This is a genomic window from Shewanella mesophila, from assembly GCF_019457515.1.
In the GTDB taxonomy this organism is placed as follows: domain Bacteria; phylum Pseudomonadota; class Gammaproteobacteria; order Enterobacterales; family Shewanellaceae; genus Shewanella; species Shewanella mesophila.
In genome coordinates, this window is sequence record NZ_CP080421.1 from 1,402,336 (window position 1) to 1,424,960 (window position 22,625).

The window sequence follows — 22,625 nt, forward strand, 5'->3', positions numbered from 1 at the left end:
TCGTTTATACGGGCTTTTTTTATGAGGTTGAAAAACCTAATAACGCACAAAGAATTTAGATATGAGTGAACAACAAAAAATATTTGCCATGGTAGCCGGAGAGCTTTCTGGTGACATCTTAGGTGCTGGATTAATTCGCGCCTTGAAACAGCAATATCCCAATGCCAGATTTATCGGTATCGGCGGCCCACAGATGGATGAACTGGGGTTTGAGTCGCTATTTTCCTTTGAGGAGTTAGCCGTGATGGGGATTGTGGAGGTGTTGTCGCGTTTGCCTAGATTACTCAAAGTGCGTAAAACCCTGATTGATGAGATCACGGCGCTTAAACCCGATTGCTTTATTGGTATCGACGCCCCCGACTTTAACATAGGTTTAGAGTTAAAATTGAAGCTGCGCGGCATTAAAACCGTGCATTATGTCAGCCCTTCGGTTTGGGCATGGCGTCCTAAGCGGATATTTAAAATCGCCAAAGCAACCAATATGGTGTTGTCGTTATTACCCTTTGAGAAGGCATTTTACGATAAACATGACGTGCCGTGTACGTTTGTTGGCCACACCCTCGCCGACGATATTCCTATGGTGAGCGATAAAGCGTCTGCTCGTAAAGTATTAGGTCTTGATCCAGAAGCTGAATACCTCGCCGTGTTGCCGGGCTCTCGTGGCGGTGAATTAAAGCAACTGGCAGAACCCTTTGTCAAAGCCGTTAGCTTACTTCGTCGACGTTATCCGGATCTTAAGTTTGTTACCCCTTTAGTTAACGCTAAGCGCCGAGCTCAATTTGAGGCGGCGTTAAAAGCTTTTGCCCCCGATCTTGAGATCCACCTTGTTGAAGGACAATCTCGAGTGGTGATGGCGGCAGCCGATGCGATTTTACTGGCGTCGGGCACTGCAACGCTAGAGGCTATGCTGGTTAAAAGGCCAATGGTTGTCGCTTACCGAGTGAGTCCGATAACCTATAAGATTGCTAAACGGATGATGCAGATAGAAAGTTACTCTCTGCCCAATCTGTTAGCGGGAGAGGATATAATTCCTGAATTGATCCAAGCTGACTGCACCCCGAAGAAGATTGCCGATGCCGTATCAGGGCAGTTGGACAGTGATCATCGGCCGTTGATGGCAAAGTTTACCGCTATGCATGAGCAGCTTAGATGTAATGCGAGTCAGCGAGCGGCAGAAGCTGTAATGACTTTGGTGGAGAAGGGATAAAGATGGCGACGTTTAAAGATATTACTCCAGAGCAAGTAACAGTATTGTGCAGCGGTTATTATGCCGGTGTTGATGAAGTGGGCCGCGGCCCACTAGTCGGTGATGTGGTTACAGCGGCGGTTGTGCTCGACCCGCAAAATCCAATCTCAGGTTTAAATGATTCTAAAAAACTGTCAGAAAAGAAGCGCTTAGCGCTATTTGATGAGATCTATGAAAAAGCGCTTGATGTGTCGGTAGGGCGTGCAACGCCTAGCGAGATTGATGAGCTTAATATCTTGCATGCGACAATGCTGGCGATGCAGCGCGCGGTGGCCGGTCTTCGGGCGCGACCTGAGCGCATTTTGGTTGATGGTAATCGGGTTCCCGACTTTGACGCACCAGGCTGTATTGAAGGCGGTGTTGAAAGCCATGCGGTTATTAAGGGTGATGGCTTGATCGCGGGGATCAGCGCCGCATCGATCATCGCTAAAGTGATCCGTGACAAAGAGATGGATGAACTCGATGCTCGCTATCCGCAGTTTGGCTTTGCTAAGCATAAAGGCTACCCGACAAAAGCTCATTTCGACGCCCTAGAGCAACATGGCGTATTGAGTGAACATCGTAAGAGCTTTCGGCCAGTAAAAGAGCGTTTGGACGCCCAATAATCGCTTATTGCTAGCCCCGCATCGGCTGGGCTAGCTTGGTAAGCGTGAGTCTGTTAATCTCAATCTGTTATTCTCAAAGGGCGATATCCGCCCGCTCAAATAATAAAAGATACTATCAACTATGTCAGAACCTCGTTTCGTGCATCTGCGCGTTCACAGTGATTTTTCTATGTCTGATGGCCTCGCGAAAGTGAAGCCTATTCTTGCTAAAGCCAGCGAACTTGAAATGGCGGCGCTTGCGTTGACCGACAAGACCAACTTGTGTGGTTTGGTTAAGTTTTATAGCGGATGTCATGGTGCGGGGATAAAGCCGATTATTGGCACTGATTTTTCTATGCTGGTGCCTGGATTTGAGGATGAGTTCTGTTCAATCACTGTATTGGCAATGAATAACGAGGGCTATAAAAACCTGACTTTATTGATCAGTGATGCCTATTTAAGGGGTCATGTTCGAGACCGGGCGGTGATCGATCAAGCGTGGTTGATTAAGTATAGCGAAGGGCTCATTTTACTCTCTGGTGCAAAAGATGGTGACGTAGGCAAGGCGCTGTTAAAAGGTAACGCTGGCCAGGTTGACTCTTTGATTGAGTTTTATCAAACCCATTTTCCCGATCGCTATTATCTTGAGTTAATTCGTACTGGCCGCGCCGATGAAGAGCGCTATCTTCATATGGCGGTAGAACTGGCTAACAACAAAGAGCTTCCGGTCGTTGCCACTAACCAAGTGGTATTTATTCAACCGGAGCAGTTCGAAGCCCACGAGATCCGTGTTGCGATTTCAGACGGCTTTACCCTTGCCGATCCGCGTCGACCTAAGACCTATAGCGAGCAGCAATATTTTCGCTCGCAAGATGAGATGTGTGAGCTGTTTGAGGATATTCCCGAAGCGATTACCAACACCGTTGAGATCGCTAAACGGTGTAATGTTACGGTCAGGCTCGGAGAGTATTTCCTCCCTAATTTCCCAACGGGCGATCTTTCTATCGAAGATTTTCTGGTTGCAGTGTCTAAGAAAGGGCTCGAAGAGCGTCTGGAATTTCTCTTTCCCGATGAACAAGAGCGTATTGCGCGCCGAGGCGAATATGACGAGCGCTTAGATGTCGAACTGACCGTGATTAACAACATGGGATTTCCTGGTTACTTCCTTATCGTAATGGAGTTTATTCAGTGGGGTAAAGATAACGGCATCCCTATTGGTCCAGGTCGTGGCTCGGGAGCGGGTTCCTTAGTGGCCTACGCGCTTAAAATTACCGATCTCGATCCGCTGGAGTTTGACCTACTATTCGAACGATTCTTGAACCCTGAACGTGTATCCATGCCCGATTTCGACGTCGATTTCTGTATGGATCGCCGTGATGAGGTGATCGACCACGTGGCCGAGCTCTATGGTCGTGATGCGGTATCACAGATCATTACCTTCGGAACCATGGCCGCGAAAGCGGTAGTACGTGACGTGGGGCGTGTGCTTGGTCATCCCTACGGTTTTGTTGACCGAATTTCGAAAATGATCCCCGCAGAGCCAGGGATGACGCTGGCTAAAGCCTTTGAGGCCGAGCCTGCGTTGCCTGAGGCCTATCACGCCGATGAAGAAGTCAAAGATCTCATCGATATGTGCCGTATCTTAGAAGGTGTTACCCGTAACGCGGGTAAACATGCGGGTGGGGTGGTGATCGCACCAACGGTTATTACCGATTTTGCGCCGCTTTATTGTGACTCAGAAGGCCATAATCCAGTCACTCAGTTTGATAAAAACGATGTGGAAACCGCGGGTCTGGTTAAGTTCGACTTCTTAGGACTGCGCACATTAACCATTATTGACTGGGCGTTGCAGATGATTAATCCGCGCCTTGAGAAAGAGGGTAAAGAGCCGGTTAGAATCGAAGCAATTCCGCTAGACGACCCCGCATCATTTAGACTACTGCAACGCTACGAAACTACGGCGGTATTCCAGCTCGAATCCCGCGGTATGAAGGATCTCATTAAACGTCTTCAGCCCGATTGCTTCGAAGATATGATCGCACTGGTTGCCCTGTTTAGACCTGGCCCGTTACAGTCGGGCATGGTTGACAACTTCATCGAGCGTAAGCATGGGCGTGAAGAGGTGTCGTATCCTGACTCTCAATACCAACATGAGTCGTTAAAGACCCTGCTTGAGCCGACCTATGGCATTATCTTGTATCAAGAGCAGGTGATGCAGATCGCTCAGGTACTCTCTGGCTACACCCTTGGCGGTGCGGATATGCTGCGTCGTGCTATGGGTAAGAAAAAGCCTGAGGAGATGGCGAAGCAGAGGAGTATTTTCAAAGAGGGAGCCATTAATAACGGTGTCGATGGCGAGCTGTCGATGAAGATCTTCGATTTGGTGGAGAAGTTCGCTGGTTACGGTTTTAACAAGTCGCACTCCGCCGCTTATGCGTTGGTTTCCTATCAAACTTTGTGGCTTAAGACCCACTATCCATCGCAATTTATGGCGGCGGTAATGTCTGCCGATATGGATAATACTGACAAGATCGTGACCTTAGTCGATGAGTGTGACCGCATGGGCTTGCCGCTGTTACCCCCGGATGTGAATAAAGGCTTATTTAGATTTACCGTCGACGATGACCAAAAAATTGTTTACGGCATAGGGGCGATTAAGGGCGTGGGCGAAGGGCCTGTCGATTCAATTTTAAAAGCGCGTCAGGATGGACCTTTTAAAGATCTCTTTGATTTTTGTGCCCGTATCGATTTGAAAAAGCTCAATAAGAGGGTGATTGAAAAGCTTATCTGCGCAGGCGCATTAGACACATTAGGCCCCCATCGCGCCTCTATGATGGCAACGCTGCCTGAGGCTATTCGCGCCGCAGATCAGCATGCAAAAGCCGAAGCGATAGGTCAGCATGATATGTTTGGCTTGCTCAACAGTGAACCCGAAGATAGCAAGCAGCAATTTGTCGAATGTACTCCTTGGCCTGATAAAATTTGGCTAGAAGGTGAGCGTGAAACCTTAGGCCTATATCTTACGGGTCACCCGATCAACCAGTATCTTAAAGAGTTGAAACACTACACCTCAGGTCGTCTGAAAGATGTTCATCCTACCGAGCGGGGTAAAACCATGAAAGCCGCGGGGCTTGTGGTGGCGACGCGAGTGATGATGACCAAGCGTGGCTCGAAAATGGGGCTGGTAACCTTAGATGATAAGAGCGCGCGTCTAGAGGTGATGCTGTTTACCGAAGCGTTTGAAAAGTTCGGTCACCTATTAGAGAAGGACCGGATTTTGATTATTGAAGGTGAGGTCAGTTTCGATGACTTCTCTGGCGGTAATCGTATGACGGCGCGTAATATTATCGATATGGGCGAGGCGCGAAGTCATTTTGCGCAGGCAGTAGAGGTCGATGTGGAATCTGACTCAATCGATAATCAGTGGTTAGAGCGTTTTGAGCAAGCCCTCTTACCATGGAAACAGGGTTCTGTGCCTGTGGTTATTAACTATGCTCAGCCTCAGGCCAAGGCACAATTTAAGCTTGGTGATGAGTGGCGGGTTAATCCTACCGACGAGTTAATGTTGGCACTGGAGACATTAACGGGTTCCGATAAGGTTAGGATAGTGTTCTAAATGGAAACTCCATCATTTTCTCCCGCCACTAAAATCGCTGAGTTAGTTGAACAGCTTGGGCTTGCGCCCGAGGCTAAGTTAGTGCTTGCCTACAGTGGCGGTGTTGATTCGCAAGTGTTGGCGGTGGGATTGGCTGAGTATGCTCAATCACATCCAGAGTTTAATTATCTTCTCGTTCATGTGCACCATGGCTTAAGCACTAATGCAGCTCTGTGGGCAAAGCATTGTGAAACGATGGCGACCCAATATGATTTGCCGATAAAGGTAAAGACGGTCAAGGTTGAAGCCGGGCCAAGAGTCAGTATTGAGGCGGCGGCGCGAGATGCGCGCTACGCAGTACTCACTCAAGAGTTATCGGCAGGTGATCTACTACTGACCGCGCATCATCAAGACGATCAACTGGAGACCTTGTTACTGGCACTTAAGCGTGGCCTTGGTCCTAAGGGGTTGGCGGCGATGGGGCGAGTGCAGGTGTTTGCAGAGCATGCCTACTTAGTGAGGCCCTTATTGGACGTGCAGCGCCAAGAGATTGAAGAATATGCCAAGCTTCATGATATTGCGCATATTGAAGATGAGAGTAATCAAGATAATCGTTTCGATAGAAATTTTTTACGTCTCGATGTTATACCTGCGCTGAAAGCGCGCTGGCCGTCTATTGCGTCTACGGCTTCTCGCAGCGCACAACTCTGCGCCGAGCAGCAATCGCTGATTGATGAGGAGGTGGGCGCTCGCTTACCTGGCATGTTGGTGAAGATGCCGAATATGGCTAGACCCGTATTAGATTTACGTTTGTTAGCACAGCAAAGCCAGTTATGGCGCGCGCAGTTATTACGCGGGTTTATCGACTCTTTAGGGTTTGCGATGCCCTCTTCGGTGCAACTAAAGCAGCTTTTGTTTCAGCTGTTGGCAGCGAAAGAGGATGCTAAAGTCGAGATAAGGCTTAAACCTATGGTGTTACGCCGTTTTCGCCATCATCTCTATATCGATAGATATGAAGCCTCTCCTAAGTTGATGCCTATAGAGATCGCTATTAACGAAAGCGCGTCAGAAGGCTGGCTGATAACCGAGAATATCAAGCTTGAGCTTAATCGGTGTGATACGGGGGTTCGCTTGCGATTGCCACAAGCCAATGAGCGGGTGAGCATTCGTTTTGGTGCATCAGGTTCATCGCGTTGTCACCCCCATTTTCGTGATAAGGGGCGCGAGTTAAAAAAGCTCTGGCAGGAGTTAGCTGTGCCGCCCTGGCTACGCGATCAAGTTCCGCTTATCTATTTCAATGATACCTTGGTTGCCGCGGCGGGTTATTGGGTTGAAAAACGCTATCTCGCATCAGAGTCTGAGGTGGGATTGATACCAATCAGTGTAAGAAAGTGAGCTATTCGGCGTGTTTTTAGGTAACTAACTCAAGGCGAATGGACGACTCTCGCTGAGCGTTCACACCTTTATCCTGATTGGTATGATTTTGAAATGGATAAGATCAGCCTGTAATCTAGCTAGGGCTGTTAAGTGCAAGCGTTAGCTTGGATAAGCCAAGTTAGGTCAATATAACCAACAAGCTTAAACATGGTCGTATAGATCTGATAGATATCATGACGAAGAGATATCTTGGCTAATATATGTCTTGTCTAATATTATGTCATGACTAATAGATAGCATGGTTGATCTGTTATCGCTTATTCCTACGTCTTTCACCTCAGGTGAATTACCCAAAAACTCACAACTAATATCTCTTTTTATATTGATGGCGATTAGCTTTGACCATCGACTCTATAACAGCGACGTCCCGCTGCTTTAGCACAATAGAGTGCCTTGTCTGCACGCAGATAGAGATCTGCTGCACTATCGCCACTTTGCCACTGTGAAACGCCTAGGCTCGTCTGTACCTGAAACTTATTTAGCAATAAATTACTGTCGATCATGGTCAGTACTCGTTCGCACATGATGCTGGCTGCTTGTGCATCGCCTTGGATAATGACAGTAAATTCATCTCCGCCAATTCTAAAGGCTTGATCGCTTTCTCGAATGGCTTGATTTAGTGTTTGCGCAAAACTGCTGAGCACATCGTCGCCAATAAGGTGTCCATGCGTATCGTTAAGGCGTTTAAAGTTATCGAGATCTAAGACAACTAAGCTTAATACCTCGCCATGGCGCTGCGCACGAGCCAGTGACTGTTTTATGGTCTCAGTATAATAGTGACGATTACCTAGCTGTGTCAGCGCGTCATACATAGCTTGCTGTGCCATCTGTTCATACTCTATGGCATTGATTAGCGGACGCAGTAACAGCGCCTGTAGCTGGCGTAAGAGTTCGGCTTGAGAGGTTAACATAGGTGAGTTTAATCGATAATCCAAACCCACGCTGATCCCGTCAAGGGAGACATTTTGCTTTACGGCCAAACCTTGCTCAGAGCCCCAGCTTAGCTGATACTCTTTAATGTGCAGTTTGATACCTAGGACTGGCAAGTTCTGTCCCATTATTTTGCCGAAGCAGGCAAAGACCGTCCGTGGATCTAAGCTTTCATGCAACTGTTGCATTATGGTAACCAAGTTTGGCGAACCTTTATCAGAGTGGTGATACTCTGGTTGATATCGAAATTCGCTAGGCGAGAATTCGGTCGCTAAAGCAAAGTCCATAGTGTTTACTCCACAATGAATCGGACTAGTGATAGCTTGTATGAAGCAATTATCGTGCCTATTGTTTTCGATAGAAAATTGTCTATATTTGTCATTTAGTTAATCACTTTGTTACATTTGTATTTTAAGCTGTCATCTTTTTGACAAAGGATTCAAGATTGAGGTGAGCGAGCGCCAACCTTGGAAGGGACGATAAAAAGACACTGGGTAACATTTTAATGTTTTCGGCATAAACAGTGACGAGTTTCCCCACTGCAATGGCTATAGGCTTATTGAGTGGCAATTGAAGATGAACAAGGTAATACCAATCTGTATAAGTAGCAGTTTGAAGCTACGCGTTATTCGATATGCAAAGTTGCAGCCATAGCATGCAGTGTTTTGTTCCCGACGGGAAGTCATGCATTAAAGCATTACGCTCTCGATCGGCATGGCCAATACAGAAATAGCCATTGCAGAAAGATCCCAGATTTTAAATGGAGCCCCAATGGAACATAGCTTTCTGATTAAAATATTGTTGATGTTGGTTATTGCCATAGTGTCGATAGCCCTATTCCGGCGAGCGGGACTGCCAGCAATTTTGGCCTATCTTGTGACGGGGGTGATTAGTGGTCCCTCGATGTTCAATTGGTTTAGTCAACAACAGATCCACTCGGTTGCCGAGTTGGGTGTCGTCTTGTTGATGTTTTCCCTCGGATTAGAGTTCTCCTTACCCCGCTTGTGGGCGATGCGTCGTACCGTGTTTGGCTTAGGTAGTGCACAGGTTTTTGTTACCCTGGTATTAACCATGTGCATCAGTATGCTAATGGGGATGGATCTGAATGAGGCGATTGTCGTCGGGGCCGTTGTGGCGCTTTCATCGACGGCTATTGTCCTCAAGCTACTCAATGAACGAGGGTGGCTTAGAAGGCGGCATGGTGAACTCTCTGTCAGTGTGCTCTTGTTTCAAGATTTAGCCGTGGTGCCATTGCTAATTTTAATGCCTTTGTTGGCATCCGATAGCGAGGTGCTCAGTTGGCATCAAATTTTGTGGGCGATTGGCGAGGGACTGCTAGCATTTATTGCCTTGATGGCGTTTGGTAAATGGGCACTGCCTAAACTGTTCGATGAGGTAGCACGGTCACGGTCGAATGAACTCTTTGTATTATCGACACTAGTGGTCGCCCTAGTAACTGGCGCCTTTACCCAATGGATCGGCTTATCTATGGCCTTAGGTGCGTTTATGGCGGGGATGTTACTTGGAGAGAGTCAATATAAGCGCCAGCTCGAGGCCGATATTCGTCCGTTTCGAGATCTGTTGATGGGGTTATTTTTTATCTCCATAGGTATGTTACTCGATTTCAGTTTGGTCATTACATTCTGGTGGCAGGTTTTACTGCTAGTGGTTGCTGTTATCCTTGCTAAGGCTCTGATTGTTTTCGGATTGCTTCGAGCGGCAAAAGAGTCATTTCGCACTTCGGTATCTAGCGCGATTAGCTTGGCTCAAGTGGGTGAGTTTAGTTTTGTGGTATTAGCCTTGGCCGTTAATTATCAGCTGCTCGAGATCACCTTGAGCACTAAACTGGTGATGGTGGCAGTGTTATCTATGGCGGTAGCCCCATGGTTGGTCAAACATAGCGTCGATATTGCCTGTCGTCTACATGGGCTTAAATCGTCCCAGCAAGGGGAGTCTGAACCGATCCCAACGATTGAACATGCTAATGATCTGGTGCTTATCTTGGGATACGGCCGTGTCGGTCAGACCATAGCTCGTTTTATGAAAATCGAGGCGATTCCCTATCTGGTGCTCGATCTCGACCCAACGCGAGTCTCTGAAGCTCGCCGAGCTGGCGAGCCTGTTTATTTTGGCGATGTGGCCAAACGGGCCATATTAAAACAGGCGCAGATAAAGGAAGCTAAGTTAATCGTATTAACATTTGATGGCGCTCGGGTATTGGAAGAGGTGTTACCGCTCTGTCGTCAATTAGCCCCAGAGGCGAAGATTTTGGTCAGAACCCGAGATGATGAGGGGATGGAGGATCTTGAGACGGCAGGCGCCAGTCAAGTGATCCCAGAGTCTTTAGAGGGAAGTCTAATGCTCGTTTCTCAGGTAATGTATCAATGTGGCGTGCCATTAAATCGTATTTTGAAACGTTTAGAGTATGAAAGACGTAACCATTACCAGTATCTGCATGGCTTTTTTTCTGGTGAGGAGACCGACTTTACCTTGGAGTTACTGCATGCGGTAGCGCTGCCTAAAGGGGCACAAGTGGTGGGTTTAACCTTGGCCGATATTCCATGGGAAAAACTTAGGGTCGAGCTTCGTGCTGTCAGGCGTGCCGGGGCCGAGGTTGAAAACCCAGATCTGGATTGGTTGATCAGGCCTGGAGATATTTTGATTATTTTGGGTAAGCCGCGACGTATTGAGAAAGCAGAACAGTTTTTATTGCAAGGCTAGTCAGCTTAAGCTGGATGTTAAACCGCCTGTTACTTTGCAGGCAGTCACTTGCAATAGTCTCTAGTCAATATCAAAAAAAGCTTTAATCTCATCTATTTGGCACATGGCATCCTGATAGCCAAGATTAATTAATGCGCTGCAGTAAGATTGTTCGAATAACAGATAGGAGACGATACTCGAATCCGATTGTTGATTGATCCCGATAAGTCGTAGCAGTGTGCGCACCGCCATCGGCATATCATGATAGTGCTGAGCGGCAATGAGGCTTAAGTCTTCACTGGGTTTTATCACCAAAGTGTCGATGGTTTTGAGCGGCGCTTGTTGGCGGGCCTCTTCTGGAATAAGTTTCAAGGTTCCGTTGATACGCTGTAAACGTTCTAAGTCGCTGTTAAGCGTGTCTGAAAATATGGTATCAAGCAGATGGCCGGCAATGGTTGCGGTTTTAGGGTGATGCTCTAACTCTTGGTGTATCTGTTTGTGTGGACTCTCTAAGTTTATCACCATGATTTTTTCTGCTCCTAAGTGAATAGGGCAGCTCAGGGGCGCTAACTGATGCACTGAACCATCGCCGTAATAACCCCGATTGAGTTTTATCGAAGGGAACACTAATGGTATGGCGGAGCTGGCGAGCAGATGCTCGGTGTTGAGGTGGGTTCGTTGTCCTCCTCGCCTTGAGCGAACCCACTCATCAATATCTCGATTGGCCTGAAAAAAGGATACCGACCGTGACGAGTTATAACATGAGGTATCGATACTGAGTGCATGAAGCGCTCCGTTACCGATATTTCTATCAATACGAGCAAAGTTAATCAGCTGATTCAGCAGTTCACGTAACGGATCATTATTGAATAAACTACCCGCGTCAGGGTTAATCTTCTCATCTTGTAACCCCATTAACGCCATCTTAGCCAGATGTGATAAAACCCCCGAGAAAGACGCTCGATAGATTTTATGGGTATTAAAATGACGCCAAACCCACTCAAGTTTATGCACTCCAAGATGAAAGCAGGAGGCGTGGGTAGCGATGGAGGTACCATTGATGGCGCCAGCGGAGGTTCCGCAAATAATCTTGAAAGGTATGCCATGATTTCGAGGATAGAATTGCACTATCGCCTTCAGCACGCCAACTTGGTATGCGGCGCGCGCACCGCCACCGCCCAAAACTAACGCTTTTTTATCTGGCAAGTTCGCCCCTTATGCTTCTATTTTAGCGTTAATACGCTGTGGTTTACTTATGCTAGGGTCTGTCGCCCCTTATGCTGATTGCTATTAATGGTTAACCAGCGCTATAAATTTAGAATATGTGACCGCAGGTTGATGTTCAAGCTAGCAAGGTAAATTTTTGTTTGTTTACTGTTAACGGGTCTATCACACTTTTAGCGCGTGTATAAACCTTCTCCTAGCATAAAAATCTCGATAATGGCCTAGTTAATAAGTCTATATTTACCTCAGCTTTACTTTGTGTTTTGGGGCGTGTTTACCCCTTATCTATTTGTAATTTATATGTTAAATATTGAGGTTTTATAAATTAACGATGACTTGAGCCAATTTGATAATCTTGAACCTTGGGGTAGACTGGAAAAATCAACATATGAGGGATCAAACATGTTACAGCCACTAAAAATAATAATAGCTGATGACCATCCACTTTTTAGACAAGCATTAGTCAATATATTAACGTCTCAATTTCATGAGCTAACTATCTTCGAAGCGGAAACCATCGGCGAGCTTGATGAGATTTTGCTGCAACATGATGATGCTGATCTCTTGCTGCTGGATCTTAATATTCCTAACGCACATGGTTTCAATACACTGGTTAATATTCGCAATACTTTTCCCCACATTGGAATTTTGGTGATCTCAGGCCAAGAGGATAAAGTCACCGTTGGCAAAAGCATTTCATTTGGTGCAGCAGGCTTTATTCCTAAATCCACCTCGGCCGATGAGATGCTTAAGGCGATAAAAGCCGTATTGGCGGGTCAGCAGTGGATCCCACAAGGCTGTGGCGATCTGACATCGGTTACCTTAGATTCGATGAGTAGCAAGATTGCTAGCTTATCGCCAAGACAACATAAAATATTAATGATGTTTGCCGATGGTTTGCTCAACAAACAGATAGCCTATGAGTTAGGTCTATCTGAAGCCACTATCAAGGCCCATGCTAGCGCTATCTTTCTTAAGCTTGGAGTTCATACTCGTACCCAAGCGGTCATCGCCATGAGTCAACTTTACCTCGATAAAACTCCACTGCTTGACGCCGTAGAATAAGCGCTATAGCTCAGTGCTAGCATAACTGCTCGGTGTCGCCGAGTAGTTATTGTGCAAGCTATTCGCTAAGGTAGCGCTCATAACTGCTCTCAGCGCTATGGGTTTTATTATTTTGCGCAGGTAGCCATAACCCAATGATTTAGCTCGAAGCACTACACTTTCATCTATGGTTGCCGTGATCAAAATAGCGGGCACGGGATGAGGTGATAGCTGCTCAATTTCGGTCATCAAGTCTAAACCGTTCAAGTTGTCATCAAGTTGGTAATCGACTAAAACAATATCGATTTTCACGCCATGTTGTTTGAATAAGGCTTTGGCCTCGTCTGCAGATGCCGCGCTATAGACGTGACATTTCCAGCCATTAAGCAGCTCTTCCATTCCTGCAAGGACATTAGGATCGTTGTCGATACAAAGCACATGTACGCCATTTAAGGTGAGGATATCGGCTTTGGTTGTGACCAATTCTTGTGGTTTGGCGATAGCCGTTTTGACTTGTAAACTAAAAATACTGCCATGATTGACCTCGGAAGATAAGGTCAGTTGATGATGCAGTAAGCCGGTCAAACCTTGTGCGATATTAAGCCCTAAACCTAGACCATTGACTCCTTCGTGACCTGAGTGTTGTAAACGGGTGAACTGCTCAAAAATAACCACCTGTTTGTCGGCGGGGATCCCTGGACCATTATCAACCACCTGTATCAATATATCGCTCCCTTTTCGGCGACATCCGAGCACAATTTTTCCATCTCCTGCGTAGCGAAACGCATTGCTGACCAGGTTTTGTAAGATACGTCTTAACAATACCCTGTCGCTGCTGACCCAAATCGCGGTCTTAATCGATTTGAATTTGACCTTTGACGTCGTCGCCATGGCGCTAAACTCTTCGACTAAGGAATCGAGCACCTCTTGCAGTGGGAAGTCACATATCTCGGGCACTATGGTGCCGCTTTCTATTCGCGAGACTTCATTTAAGTCCAGTAACAGTTCATTGGCCACTTGCAGTGCATTATCGATATAGCCGATCTGCTGTTTTTGTTTCGTGGATAATTGACCGTTTTGCACGAAGGCCGACGAGAACAAGCGTGCCGCCGATAGGGGTTGCAGTAGATCATGGCTACAGGCTTTTAAATAGAGGCTTTTCTTTTGGTGCGCTTGCTCTACCTTCTGCAGTGCATCTGCGAGCTCTGCGTTTGACTGACCGAGCTGCAAGTTAGCTTGCTCGAGCTTTTTAGTACGTTCATAGACGCGCGCTTCGAGATCCAGATTCTTCTCTTTAAGCAGTTTTTCAGCCTCTCGATACATGGTGATATCGGAAAATATCATCACAAAACCGCCATCGGGGATGGGGTTGCCTTGGATGCGGATCGTTTTACCGTCAGGCTGAATTCGCTCTGTGCTGTGACGACTACCTTGACGCAGAAAATCGAGGCGACGCTGCACTTGTTCATCGAGATTGGTGACGTAATGGTTGCCAACGCTCAAATTATATTTAATCAGCTGGCTCACTGGGCAGCCAATATAGATGAGATCGTCCGGGTAGTTAAATAGGTTGAGATAATGCTGATTCCAGGCCACTAACTTGAGGTCACTGTCGATCACAGAGATCCCTTCACTGGCATTTTCAATGGCACTATGAAGTACCGAGCGACTGAACTCCATGCGATGGTTTGAGGCGACTTCCACTAATTGGGCGACGTCTTCAATGGCAATATCGCGGCCCTTTAATGCATAGGAGATCACTAAGCGCGCCGATGCCGACCCCATTACACTGGCGAGCATATTTTCGGTGTAAAAAATGAGTGCCTGATTGTGTGCATTCTTATCGACAATGGGTTGAGGCTGGCAAGAGAAGAAATTATAAAATCCTTGGGCGGCTTTATCTTTACCTACAAACCTAGCGACTAATAGCTCCAGTTCGGTAGGATTGACGTGTTTAGGCACCTCTTGCTGCAATTTATCTAGCTCAGGTCGCTCTATAAAATGCGCGATCTGCATCTGCTCGTGTATGCTCTGACGGGTAAATGATGACACAAGCCAGATAGCCATGACATTGACAAACAGGCCGAGTAATGTGGCCATTGTTGTCATCGAGTATTCACTGCCTGCAAAAGGATGTGGGTATAAACCTAGCTGAGGTAACAGGTTGAGTGTCAGCCACAAACTAAAGCCAGAGGTGATGCCGACCAGCACGCCGATTAAGGTCACCCTGCGCCATAAAAATGCAGCAAAAAGGGCGGGACCTATCTGAGCTATGGCACCGAAGGCGACCTCTCCTAGGGAGGCTAAGGTATCGGGCGGCGCAACGAGAAACATGCCATAGCTTAAGAAAATAACAAATAACACCAGTGCTTTACGGATATTCAGTAGGTGAGATCTAAACTTATAGAAGTCGGCACTTTGAATATTGTTGATCTTAAAGAGTGTTGGAAATACCACTTCATTACTGAGCATGGTGCTCAGGGCGATGGTTGAGATGATCACCATCGAACTTGCCGCAGAAATAGCCCCTAGAAAACTAAAGAGTCCTAACCAGATCTCGCCAGTAAAAGCGGGGAGAAATAGCACATAGGCATCACTCTTAAGCGAGTCACCGTAAAGGATATTGCCAGCTTGCCCAAGTGGGGTGGCAAAGAAGGCAAAAACCAAAATATAGAGCGGAAATGTCCAGCGGCTCCAGAGGGCATGTTTTTGATCTTTAAGTTCGACGATTAATACCTGAAACTGTCTCGGCAGACAAAGAAATGCCGACATCACAATAAACAGCAAACCAAACATAGAGATAAGATTGGGATAGGTAAACTGCATGGTAATGGGGGACGCTTCGCTGGCCTTACGCCAAATATCCAGAGGTGAATCAAACAGGTAAAAAGAGACAAATATGCCGATAGTCAGGTAGGCGATAACTTTGACAAAAGACTCAAAGGCAATCGCCAGCATCATCCCCGGATGACGCTCGGTAACATCGATGGCGCGTACCCCAAAAATAATGGTAAAGCCTGCCAGAATAAGGCTGACGACTAATCCCAACTGCCACGAGGAGAGCAGGTGATCTTGGCGGAGGATCTCATAGGAGTTCACAATCGCCTTTTGCTGCAAGGCGATATAGGGCAAGGTGCCGACCAGCGCCACAAAGGTTACCACTACGGCTAATATGGGTGACTTACCAAAGCGTGCGGCCAGTAAATCGGCAATTGAGGTGATGTTGAGCCGTAAGCAGACACGAATAACCCGTTGGATAAATGGCCAGGCAAAGATAAACAGTAAAATAGGCGCGATATAAACGGGTAGATAAGAAAAGGAGTTATTTGCCGCTTGCCCAGCGGTTCCTAGAAATCCCCAAGAGGTACAATAAACCCCCAATGAGAGCGAATAGATCACCGTATGCTGTTTGCTGAAGAGTTTCTCGCGGTACTTATCGCCTAAGAACGCCATCAAAAACAGTAAGCCAATATAGCTGATGCTAATAGCGACCAATAACCAATTAGGGAACATAGATTAAGACCTATTTTTCAGGAGCTTAATCGCCGTTTTAACTGGCCCGCCCCTTTGTTTGTTATCAAGACAACATATCACATATCGCCCTATATTCGTCGAGTAATCCTATCGACTTAAGTCTTAGCCTGTTGGTGTTAATCATCTGGTATTAAGACCTTGGTATTGAACATAAGGTATTAATACTGCTGCACTAATACCTATTCCCAATTGAGCCTGTGTGCATATTTCTCCATCTTGGACGCAGACATAACAGGGGATAAAAAGATGCTTATTTCAACAATAAAAAAGATCACACTCGCGAGTTCACTTTGTTTAATAGCGGGTTCTGCCGCTGCAGGTTACGACTTTGATCTCGGCGAAAACGGAAAATTGTCATTTGGAGGTTACCTCAAGGCCGATGCGCGCTATGTATCTGGCGATGTGGGCTACCGTGACTTTTGGATTGGCTCTGGTGCTCCGCTAGCCGAAAGCGCTAATCAATTCAAAATTTTTGCCAATGAATCGCGTTTCAATACCAAGTATGTTCACGGTGATGTGATGGGCTTCATCGAAATGGACTTCTTTGGTGGCGGCGGCAATGAGGTGGTTTCCAATTCGGCGAATCCGCGTCTGCGTCATGCCTTTATCAAGTATAAAGGGCTGACAGCGGGTCAAACCTGGACCACCTTTATGAATACCAGCGCCATTCCTGAAACCGCCGATTTTGCCGGTGCGACAGTGGGGCTAGCATTTATTCGTCAAGGCCAGATCCGTTATGACATCGGCAATTTTCAGGTATCGATAGAGAACCCTGAAAGCGTTGGCGGCGACCCTGCAAACGATGATCTGCCCGATGTTGTTGCGCGTTACAATTTCAAAGGTGATTGGGGTAATGTCTCTATCTCCGCCTTGGGTCGTAGCCTCAATACCCAGATGGGCAAGAGTGAAACCGCATTTGGCGGCTCGATTGCCGGACTCATCAAGACCTTCGGAAAAGATGATTTCCGTTTTCAATTCCATCAAGGCGAAGTGGGCCGCTATGTCGGTATTGGCGCCGCGTCAGATCTTGTTGGTGAAGAGGTGGAAACCACAACATCTTACTTAGCCGCCTATCGCCATTACTGGACAGATAGCCTGAGAACCACCGTACTCTATGGTCGCGTCGAAACCGATATTACTGAAGCCGATCGCAGTCAGTGGAGTGTCAACCTGTTTAAAAACCTTACGCCAGCACTCGCCATTGGTTTTGAAGTCGGTAACTTTGAGATCGGTGATCAAGATGTCGACTCAGACTACGCTCAATTCTCAGTACGTTACGCCCTCTAGTTCCATCATTTTGGGGGGAGGGTTGCTCCCGCTCCTTCCCCTTTTTTTGTGCCGCGAGATCCCAATGGGTGGTTTGTTTTCGTTCATCGTCTTGGTCAAAGGCTCGGCAATGGGGAAAAGATAAGTGTTATTTAAAGGAGTATGGATGTGACAGATACCATTTTAAAAGTTGATCAAATCTCCCTCGCATTTGGTGGTGTAAAAGCGCTAACCGATGTCAGTTTTGAGGTAAAACGAGGCGCAGTATTTTCTATTATCGGCCCCAATGGGGCGGGTAAAACTTCGATGCTTAACAGCATATCTGGTCGTTATCGTCCCCAGAAGGGAGCGATTCATTTTGACGGCCAAGACGTGACTCACATGCGTCCTAACGATCGCGCCGATCTTGGCATTGGCCGTACTTTTCAAAACTTAGCCTTATTTGGTCACATGTCAGTACTCGATAACATCATGGTCGGGCGTCATCATCTAATGAAAAACAACTGGCTCACTGGTCCTCTGTATTGGGCATCGCCAGCACAGAAAGAGGAGCTGGCGCATCGCCGTCAAGTCGAGGAGATCATCGATTTTCTCGATATTACCCATGTTCGCAAATCGGTGGCAGGCACCTTGTCATACGGGTTACGTAAACGTGTCGAGTTAGCTCGGGCTATCGCCCTTAATCCCAAATTGATTCTGCTTGATGAGCCTATGGCGGGAATGAACCTAGAAGAGAAAGAGGATATGGCGCGCTACATTCTCGATCTCAATGAAGAGTTCGATATCACAGTGGTGATGATTGAGCACGATATGGGCGTGGTCATGGATATCTCCCATGAAGTGATGGTGCTCGATTTCGGTAAGCGACTCATCTGTGGCCTACCCGATGAGGTGATGGCCAATGAGCATGTGAGACAGGCTTATTTAGGGCTTGAAGATAACGAGCAATTAAAAGAGGTCGTCTAATGAATAGCTCAAATCAATTATCTAATCCGTCATTCGACATGGGGAACAGGGACACTTTTCCCAAGATATTGCGTCACAACGCCGCTAACTGGGGCGCTGAAATCGCCATGCGTGAAAAGGAATTTGGGATCTGGAGTGAGTTCACTTGGCAAGATTACCATAACCGAGTGAAGTGGATGTCCCTAGCCTTTAATCACTTAGGCATAGAAGCTAAAACCACTATAGCCCTGCTAGGGGATAATCGCCCTGAGTGGGTCTGGGGCGAAGTCGCAGCCCACGCATTATGCTGTTTTTCACTTGGAATATATCAAGATTCACTTCATGAAGAGGTCGCCTACTTACTAAATCGCAGCAATGCGCAGGTGGTTGTGGCCGAGGATGAGGAGCAGTGTGACAAGTTACTCGAGCTTGGTGACCAGATTCCGGATGTGAAATATATTGTTTACTGCGATCCACGAGGCATGCGCAAATATGACGATCCACGCCTAATTAGCGTCGAAGAGATCTACCGCATCGGTCAAGAAGTTGATAACACGGCGCCGCGCACCTATGACAACCTAGTCGATGCAGGGAAGGCTGAAAATATTGCTATCTATTGCACCACTTCTGGCACCACGTCCAAACCCAAAATCGTACTGCTGCAAGGCAGTAAGTTTATCGATCACTGCTGCTCCTATTTACGTGCCGATCCAAGGGCTCCTGGCGATAACTATGTATCGGTACTGCCACTTCCTTGGATCATGGAGCAGGTTTATGCAGTAGGTCAGGCCTTGATTGCTCGCCAAATTGTGAACTTTGTCGAAGAGCAAGAGACCATGATGGCGGATCTGCGCGAAATTGGCCCAAGCTTTGTGCTGTTAGCGCCTCGAGTTTGGGAAGGTATCCTCGCCGATGTTAAAGCGCGCATGATGGATTCGACCCCTTTTAAGCAAAAGCTATTTAATTTCGCTATGGAGCGAGCTGAAAAACGCTTAGCAGAGGGCAAGCGCTCTAAGCTTGCGGATCTGCTATTGATGAAGGCGCTGCGCGACCGACTCGGATTCTCATTCCTTAAATCGGCAGCCACCGGCGGGGCGGCGATGGGGCCTGACACCTTTAAGTTTTTCCAAAGTATTGGGGTGCCGCTGCGTCAACTCTATGGTCAAACCGAGATGTGCGGCGCTTACACCATACATCATCCTGATGATGTGGATTACGATAGCGTTGGCGTGGCGTTCGATACCGCCGAACTCAAGGTGATCAATACCGACAGTGAAGGTGTGGGAGAGGTCATTGCCAAAACCGTTGGCATGTTCAATGGCTATCTTGGCGACCAAGCCGCCTATGATGAAGATGTTAAAGAGGGTTGGATGCATACGGGCGATGCAGGTTACTTCAAACCATCGGGTCATCTGGTGGTGATCGACCGCATTAAAGATCTGGCGAAAACCAGTAACGGCATTCAGTACTCGCCGCAATATATAGAGAACAAACTTAAATTCTCATCCTTTATCGGTGAAGCGGTCATCCTAGGCAAGGATAAACCTTACTTGTCGGCGATATTATGCATTCGGTTCAGTATCGTTGCTAAATGGGCTGAGCAGCAAGGCCTTGCCTTTACCAACTACACCAGCTTATCGAGCCTACCAGAGGTTTATCAGCAGCTAACTCGCGAAGTTGAGCATGTTAATGAAACCCTGCCAGACGCTCAGAAAATAAATAAATTCATTCTGTTATATAAAGAACTCGATGCCGATGACGGTGAGCTAACCCGCACGCGTAAGGTGCGCCGCGGCGTCATCGCCGACAAGTATGGCGACATTATCGATTCTATCTACAACGATGAGCCCCATGTCGATATCGACACAGTGATCACCTTCCAAGATGGCACTAAGTCACGGATTAAAACCCAGTTACAGGTGGCTTCGGTGATCGATAGTCAAGTCGTTAACGATGCCAGCAAAGCGCAAAGGAGAGCATCATGAATTTCGAACTTCTGATCCAACTTATCATCAACGGCCTGATCGTGGGCCTGCTCTATGGTGTCGTCGGCATGTGTTTCGTGCTGGTGTACAAATCAACCCAGATTGTTAACTTCGCTCAAGGTGAGTTTTTGCTGGTGGGCGCTTGGGTCTGCTGGGCATTTTTAACCTACTTTCAACTGCCTTTCTTCCTTGGGTTTATCTTAACTCTCTGTTTTATGGCGGCCTTCGGTGTGTTGTTGCAGATGATAGTGCTGCGCCCCATGATTGGTGAACCCATTATCTCTGTGATCATGGTGACCATTGGCTTGTCTATCTTCTTCCAGTCGTTAACTAAGTGGATTTTCGGGGTCTCGCCGCAAAGTTATCCGCAAGTCTTCGACACCCAATCGGTGGCTATCTTTGGTCTGAATGTCGAATTTGCCTACTTGATGAGTACCGTTATCGCACTGCTCATCATGGTCAGCTTCTTTGTGTTCTTTAAATACTCAAAACATGGATTAGCCATGCGAGCCACAGCCTTCGATCAGCAGGTTGCACAGAGCTTAGGGATCTCGGTTAAGCAAGTGTTTGCCATGAGCTGGGGCATAGCGGCGACAGTGTCGGCGACGGCGGGCGTGGTCATCGGTATGGTCAACGGGGTTTCAAGCTCACTCTCCTCTATCGGTATTAAGGTCTTTCCTGCGGTGATCTTAGGCGGACTCGACTCCATTGTCGGCGCGATAGTCGGTGGTGTGGTGATTGGGGTGCTCGAAAACGTGGCAGAGTTCTTCGATAGCCAATACCTGAATATCGGCAACATGTATGACATAGCGCCATTTTACGTACTGCTTATCATCTTGTGGTTTAAACCCTATGGCTTGTTTGGCACCCGTGACATTGAGCGGATTTAGAGGATAGCACTATGTTTCAACTATTTGCATTAGACCTATTTTCAGTTCAAGGAGTTTGTTATGTCTAGTTTGGCCATGCGCCCGTGCGGGGATTTTCGCACCAGTTACAAGGGTGACAACACCATCTTTGAAACTAAGACCATTCGCTTGATGACGATATTGGTGATCGCATTAGCGTGCGCCGCACCTCTGGTGCTCGATGGTTACTTTCTAACCCTGTTTATTCAGATCTCCTACTTAGGTATTGCTGCACTTGGCCTTAACATTTTGGTGGGCTTTACTGGGCAGATCTCCTTGGGTCACGGGGCGTTCTTTGGCTTTGGCGCGTTTGCCTCTGCCTGGCTCAATACCAGTTTCAATATTCCTGTGGTGTTTTGTATTCCTTTGGCGGGCTTTCTAACCATGGCCGTCGGCATGATGTTTGGTATGCCAGCGGCGCGTATTAAGGGTCTCTATTTGGCTATCGCGACCTTAGCCGCGCAGTTTATTATCGAAGATTTCTTCGCCCGTGCGGACTGGTTCTCAGGTGGTTCATCTGGGGCGATGGCTGCTCCTGTTAGCCTGTTTGGATTCGATTTCGATACCGATTTAAGCTTCTACTTTATCGCCTTATTCGCCTTGGTATTTATGTATATCTGGGGCTGTAACCTGATGCGGAGCCGCGATGGCCGCGCCTTCGTGGCGGTGCGCGACCATTATCTCTCTGCCGAGATCATGGGGGTGAAGCTCAACAAGTATCGTTTATTGTCATTTGGGATCTCCTCTTTCTATGCCGGTATTGGCGGTGCACTTTATGCCCACTACCTAGGCTATGTTTCGGCCGAAGGCTTCACCATTTTGATGTCGATACAGTTTCTCGCCATGGTGATCATTGGCGGCCTTGGTTCCATTAAAGGCACGCTGATGGGCGTGGTGTTTATGGTGCTCTTACCTGAGGTACTCGAGAGTATCGTTGGGCTGATGCAGTACACCGCTTGGGGCGATATTCCCATGGTGACGGATGGTTTGGCCTACATCAAAGAGATGGCGATTGGGGTGGTGATCATCTTGTTCCTGGTTTTTGAGCCTGAAGGCCTAGCCCATCGCTGGGGACAGATTAAAAACTACTGGAAATGCTATCCGTTTGCCTATTAGCGTTGGTTTTAACTGATGCGCATCTCGTTGTAACACGCGGTAACGATATGCGCAGCGCAGCCACTTTGGCGAAGGTGGTTAGCGAATCTCTTCTTAATTACTCAAAGAAGT

The 22,625-nt window shown here is 47.3% G+C and carries 14 protein-coding genes; 11 read left to right on the forward strand and 3 right to left on the reverse strand.

The window, feature by feature from the left end; all coding sequences use genetic code 11:
* The first annotated feature begins 61 nt into the window (after positions 1–61).
* The 4 genes from lpxB to tilS all read left to right on the forward strand — a co-directional run bounded on the left by lpxB (position 62) and on the right by tilS (position 6,820).
* Positions 62–1,207, forward strand: coding sequence for a lipid-A-disaccharide synthase (gene lpxB / locus K0I73_RS06245; RefSeq protein WP_220063630.1), 1,146 nt, complete (start codon positions 62–64; stop codon positions 1,205–1,207).
* Between the two features lie 2 nt (positions 1,208–1,209).
* Positions 1,210–1,851: a ribonuclease HII gene (rnhB, locus tag K0I73_RS06250; protein WP_220063631.1), complete on the forward strand. Its 642-nt coding sequence runs from the start codon at positions 1,210–1,212 to the stop codon at positions 1,849–1,851.
* 121 nt (positions 1,852–1,972) lie between these two features.
* A complete protein-coding gene (dnaE, locus tag K0I73_RS06255; protein WP_220063632.1) occupies positions 1,973–5,446 on the forward strand; it encodes a DNA polymerase III subunit alpha in 3,474 nt (1,157 codons plus the stop codon).
* Positions 5,447–6,820, forward strand: coding sequence for a tRNA lysidine(34) synthetase TilS (tilS, locus tag K0I73_RS06260; RefSeq protein ID WP_220063633.1), 1,374 nt, complete (start codon positions 5,447–5,449; stop codon positions 6,818–6,820). It begins immediately after the preceding gene.
* Positions 6,821–7,194: 374 nt separating this feature from the next.
* Here the strand turns inward: tilS and dgcS are convergent, their stop codons facing one another.
* Complete coding sequence (dgcS, locus tag K0I73_RS06265; protein ID WP_220063634.1) at positions 7,195–8,079, reverse strand: diguanylate cyclase DgcS; 885 nt, start codon at positions 8,077–8,079, stop codon at positions 7,195–7,197.
* 484 nt (positions 8,080–8,563) lie between these two features.
* Between dgcS and K0I73_RS06270 the strand changes: the two genes are divergently transcribed.
* On the forward strand, positions 8,564–10,513 hold the full coding sequence (locus K0I73_RS06270; protein ID WP_220063635.1) for a monovalent cation:proton antiporter family protein: 1,950 nt from the start codon (positions 8,564–8,566) through the stop codon (positions 10,511–10,513).
* A 60-nt stretch (positions 10,514–10,573) separates the two neighbouring features.
* Here the strand turns inward: K0I73_RS06270 and K0I73_RS06275 are convergent, their stop codons facing one another.
* Positions 10,574–11,698: a patatin-like phospholipase family protein gene (locus K0I73_RS06275; RefSeq protein WP_220063636.1), complete on the reverse strand. Its 1,125-nt coding sequence runs from the start codon at positions 11,696–11,698 to the stop codon at positions 10,574–10,576.
* A gap of 420 nt (positions 11,699–12,118) precedes the next feature.
* On the opposite strand from K0I73_RS06275, the gene K0I73_RS06280 reads away from it, so the two are divergent.
* Complete coding sequence (locus K0I73_RS06280) at positions 12,119–12,781, forward strand: response regulator transcription factor (protein ID WP_220063637.1); 663 nt, start codon at positions 12,119–12,121, stop codon at positions 12,779–12,781.
* A 3-nt stretch (positions 12,782–12,784) separates the two neighbouring features.
* Here the strand turns inward: K0I73_RS06280 and K0I73_RS06285 are convergent, their stop codons facing one another.
* Positions 12,785–16,273 carry a hybrid sensor histidine kinase/response regulator gene (locus K0I73_RS06285; RefSeq protein WP_220063638.1) on the reverse strand — a complete coding sequence of 1,163 codons (3,489 nt, stop codon included), beginning with the start codon at positions 16,271–16,273 and terminating at the stop codon, positions 12,785–12,787.
* A 267-nt stretch (positions 16,274–16,540) separates the two neighbouring features.
* On the opposite strand from K0I73_RS06285, the gene K0I73_RS06290 reads away from it, so the two are divergent.
* From K0I73_RS06290 to K0I73_RS06310, 5 genes are all read left to right on the forward strand, one after another.
* Positions 16,541–17,581 carry a DcaP family trimeric outer membrane transporter gene (locus K0I73_RS06290; RefSeq protein ID WP_220063639.1) on the forward strand — a complete coding sequence of 347 codons (1,041 nt, stop codon included), beginning with the start codon at positions 16,541–16,543 and terminating at the stop codon, positions 17,579–17,581.
* 147 nt (positions 17,582–17,728) lie between these two features.
* Entirely contained in the window at positions 17,729–18,526 is a 798-nt protein-coding gene (locus K0I73_RS06295; RefSeq protein WP_220063640.1) for an ABC transporter ATP-binding protein, read from the forward strand.
* The gene (locus K0I73_RS06300) at positions 18,526–20,490 is read left to right on the forward strand and encodes a long-chain fatty acid--CoA ligase (RefSeq protein WP_220063641.1); all 1,965 of its coding nucleotides are present in this window, start codon (positions 18,526–18,528) and stop codon (positions 20,488–20,490) included. The genes K0I73_RS06295 and K0I73_RS06300 overlap by 1 nt, the downstream gene beginning before the upstream one ends.
* Positions 20,487–21,380, forward strand: coding sequence for a branched-chain amino acid ABC transporter permease (locus K0I73_RS06305; RefSeq protein ID WP_220063642.1), 894 nt, complete (start codon positions 20,487–20,489; stop codon positions 21,378–21,380). Before K0I73_RS06300 ends, K0I73_RS06305 begins: the two co-directional genes overlap by 4 nt.
* 60 nt (positions 21,381–21,440) lie before the next feature.
* Entirely contained in the window at positions 21,441–22,514 is a 1,074-nt protein-coding gene (locus K0I73_RS06310) for a branched-chain amino acid ABC transporter permease (RefSeq protein WP_220063643.1), read from the forward strand.
* Positions 22,515–22,625 lie beyond the last annotated feature (111 nt).

Bases quoted from the DNA above. Each gene is read 5' to 3' on its own strand.
- lpxB (WP_220063630.1), top strand. From the start codon at position 62: ATGAGTGAACAACAAAAAATATTTGCCATGGTAGCCGGAGAGCTTTCT.
- rnhB (WP_220063631.1), top strand. From the start codon at position 1,210: ATGGCGACGTTTAAAGATATTACTCCAGAGCAAGTAACAGTATTGTGC.
- dnaE (WP_220063632.1), top strand. From the start codon at position 1,973: ATGTCAGAACCTCGTTTCGTGCATCTGCGCGTTCACAGTGATTTTTCT.
- tilS (WP_220063633.1), top strand. From the start codon at position 5,447: ATGGAAACTCCATCATTTTCTCCCGCCACTAAAATCGCTGAGTTAGTT.
- dgcS (WP_220063634.1), bottom strand. From the start codon at position 8,079: ATGGACTTTGCTTTAGCGACCGAATTCTCGCCTAGCGAATTTCGATAT.
- K0I73_RS06270 (WP_220063635.1), top strand. From the start codon at position 8,564: ATGGAACATAGCTTTCTGATTAAAATATTGTTGATGTTGGTTATTGCC.
- K0I73_RS06280 (WP_220063637.1), top strand. From the start codon at position 12,119: ATGTTACAGCCACTAAAAATAATAATAGCTGATGACCATCCACTTTTT.
- K0I73_RS06285 (WP_220063638.1), bottom strand. From the start codon at position 16,273: ATGTTCCCTAATTGGTTATTGGTCGCTATTAGCATCAGCTATATTGGC.
- K0I73_RS06290 (WP_220063639.1), top strand. From the start codon at position 16,541: ATGCTTATTTCAACAATAAAAAAGATCACACTCGCGAGTTCACTTTGT.
- K0I73_RS06300 (WP_220063641.1), top strand. From the start codon at position 18,526: ATGAATAGCTCAAATCAATTATCTAATCCGTCATTCGACATGGGGAAC.
- K0I73_RS06305 (WP_220063642.1), top strand. From the start codon at position 20,487: ATGAATTTCGAACTTCTGATCCAACTTATCATCAACGGCCTGATCGTG.
- K0I73_RS06310 (WP_220063643.1), top strand. From the start codon at position 21,441: ATGTCTAGTTTGGCCATGCGCCCGTGCGGGGATTTTCGCACCAGTTAC.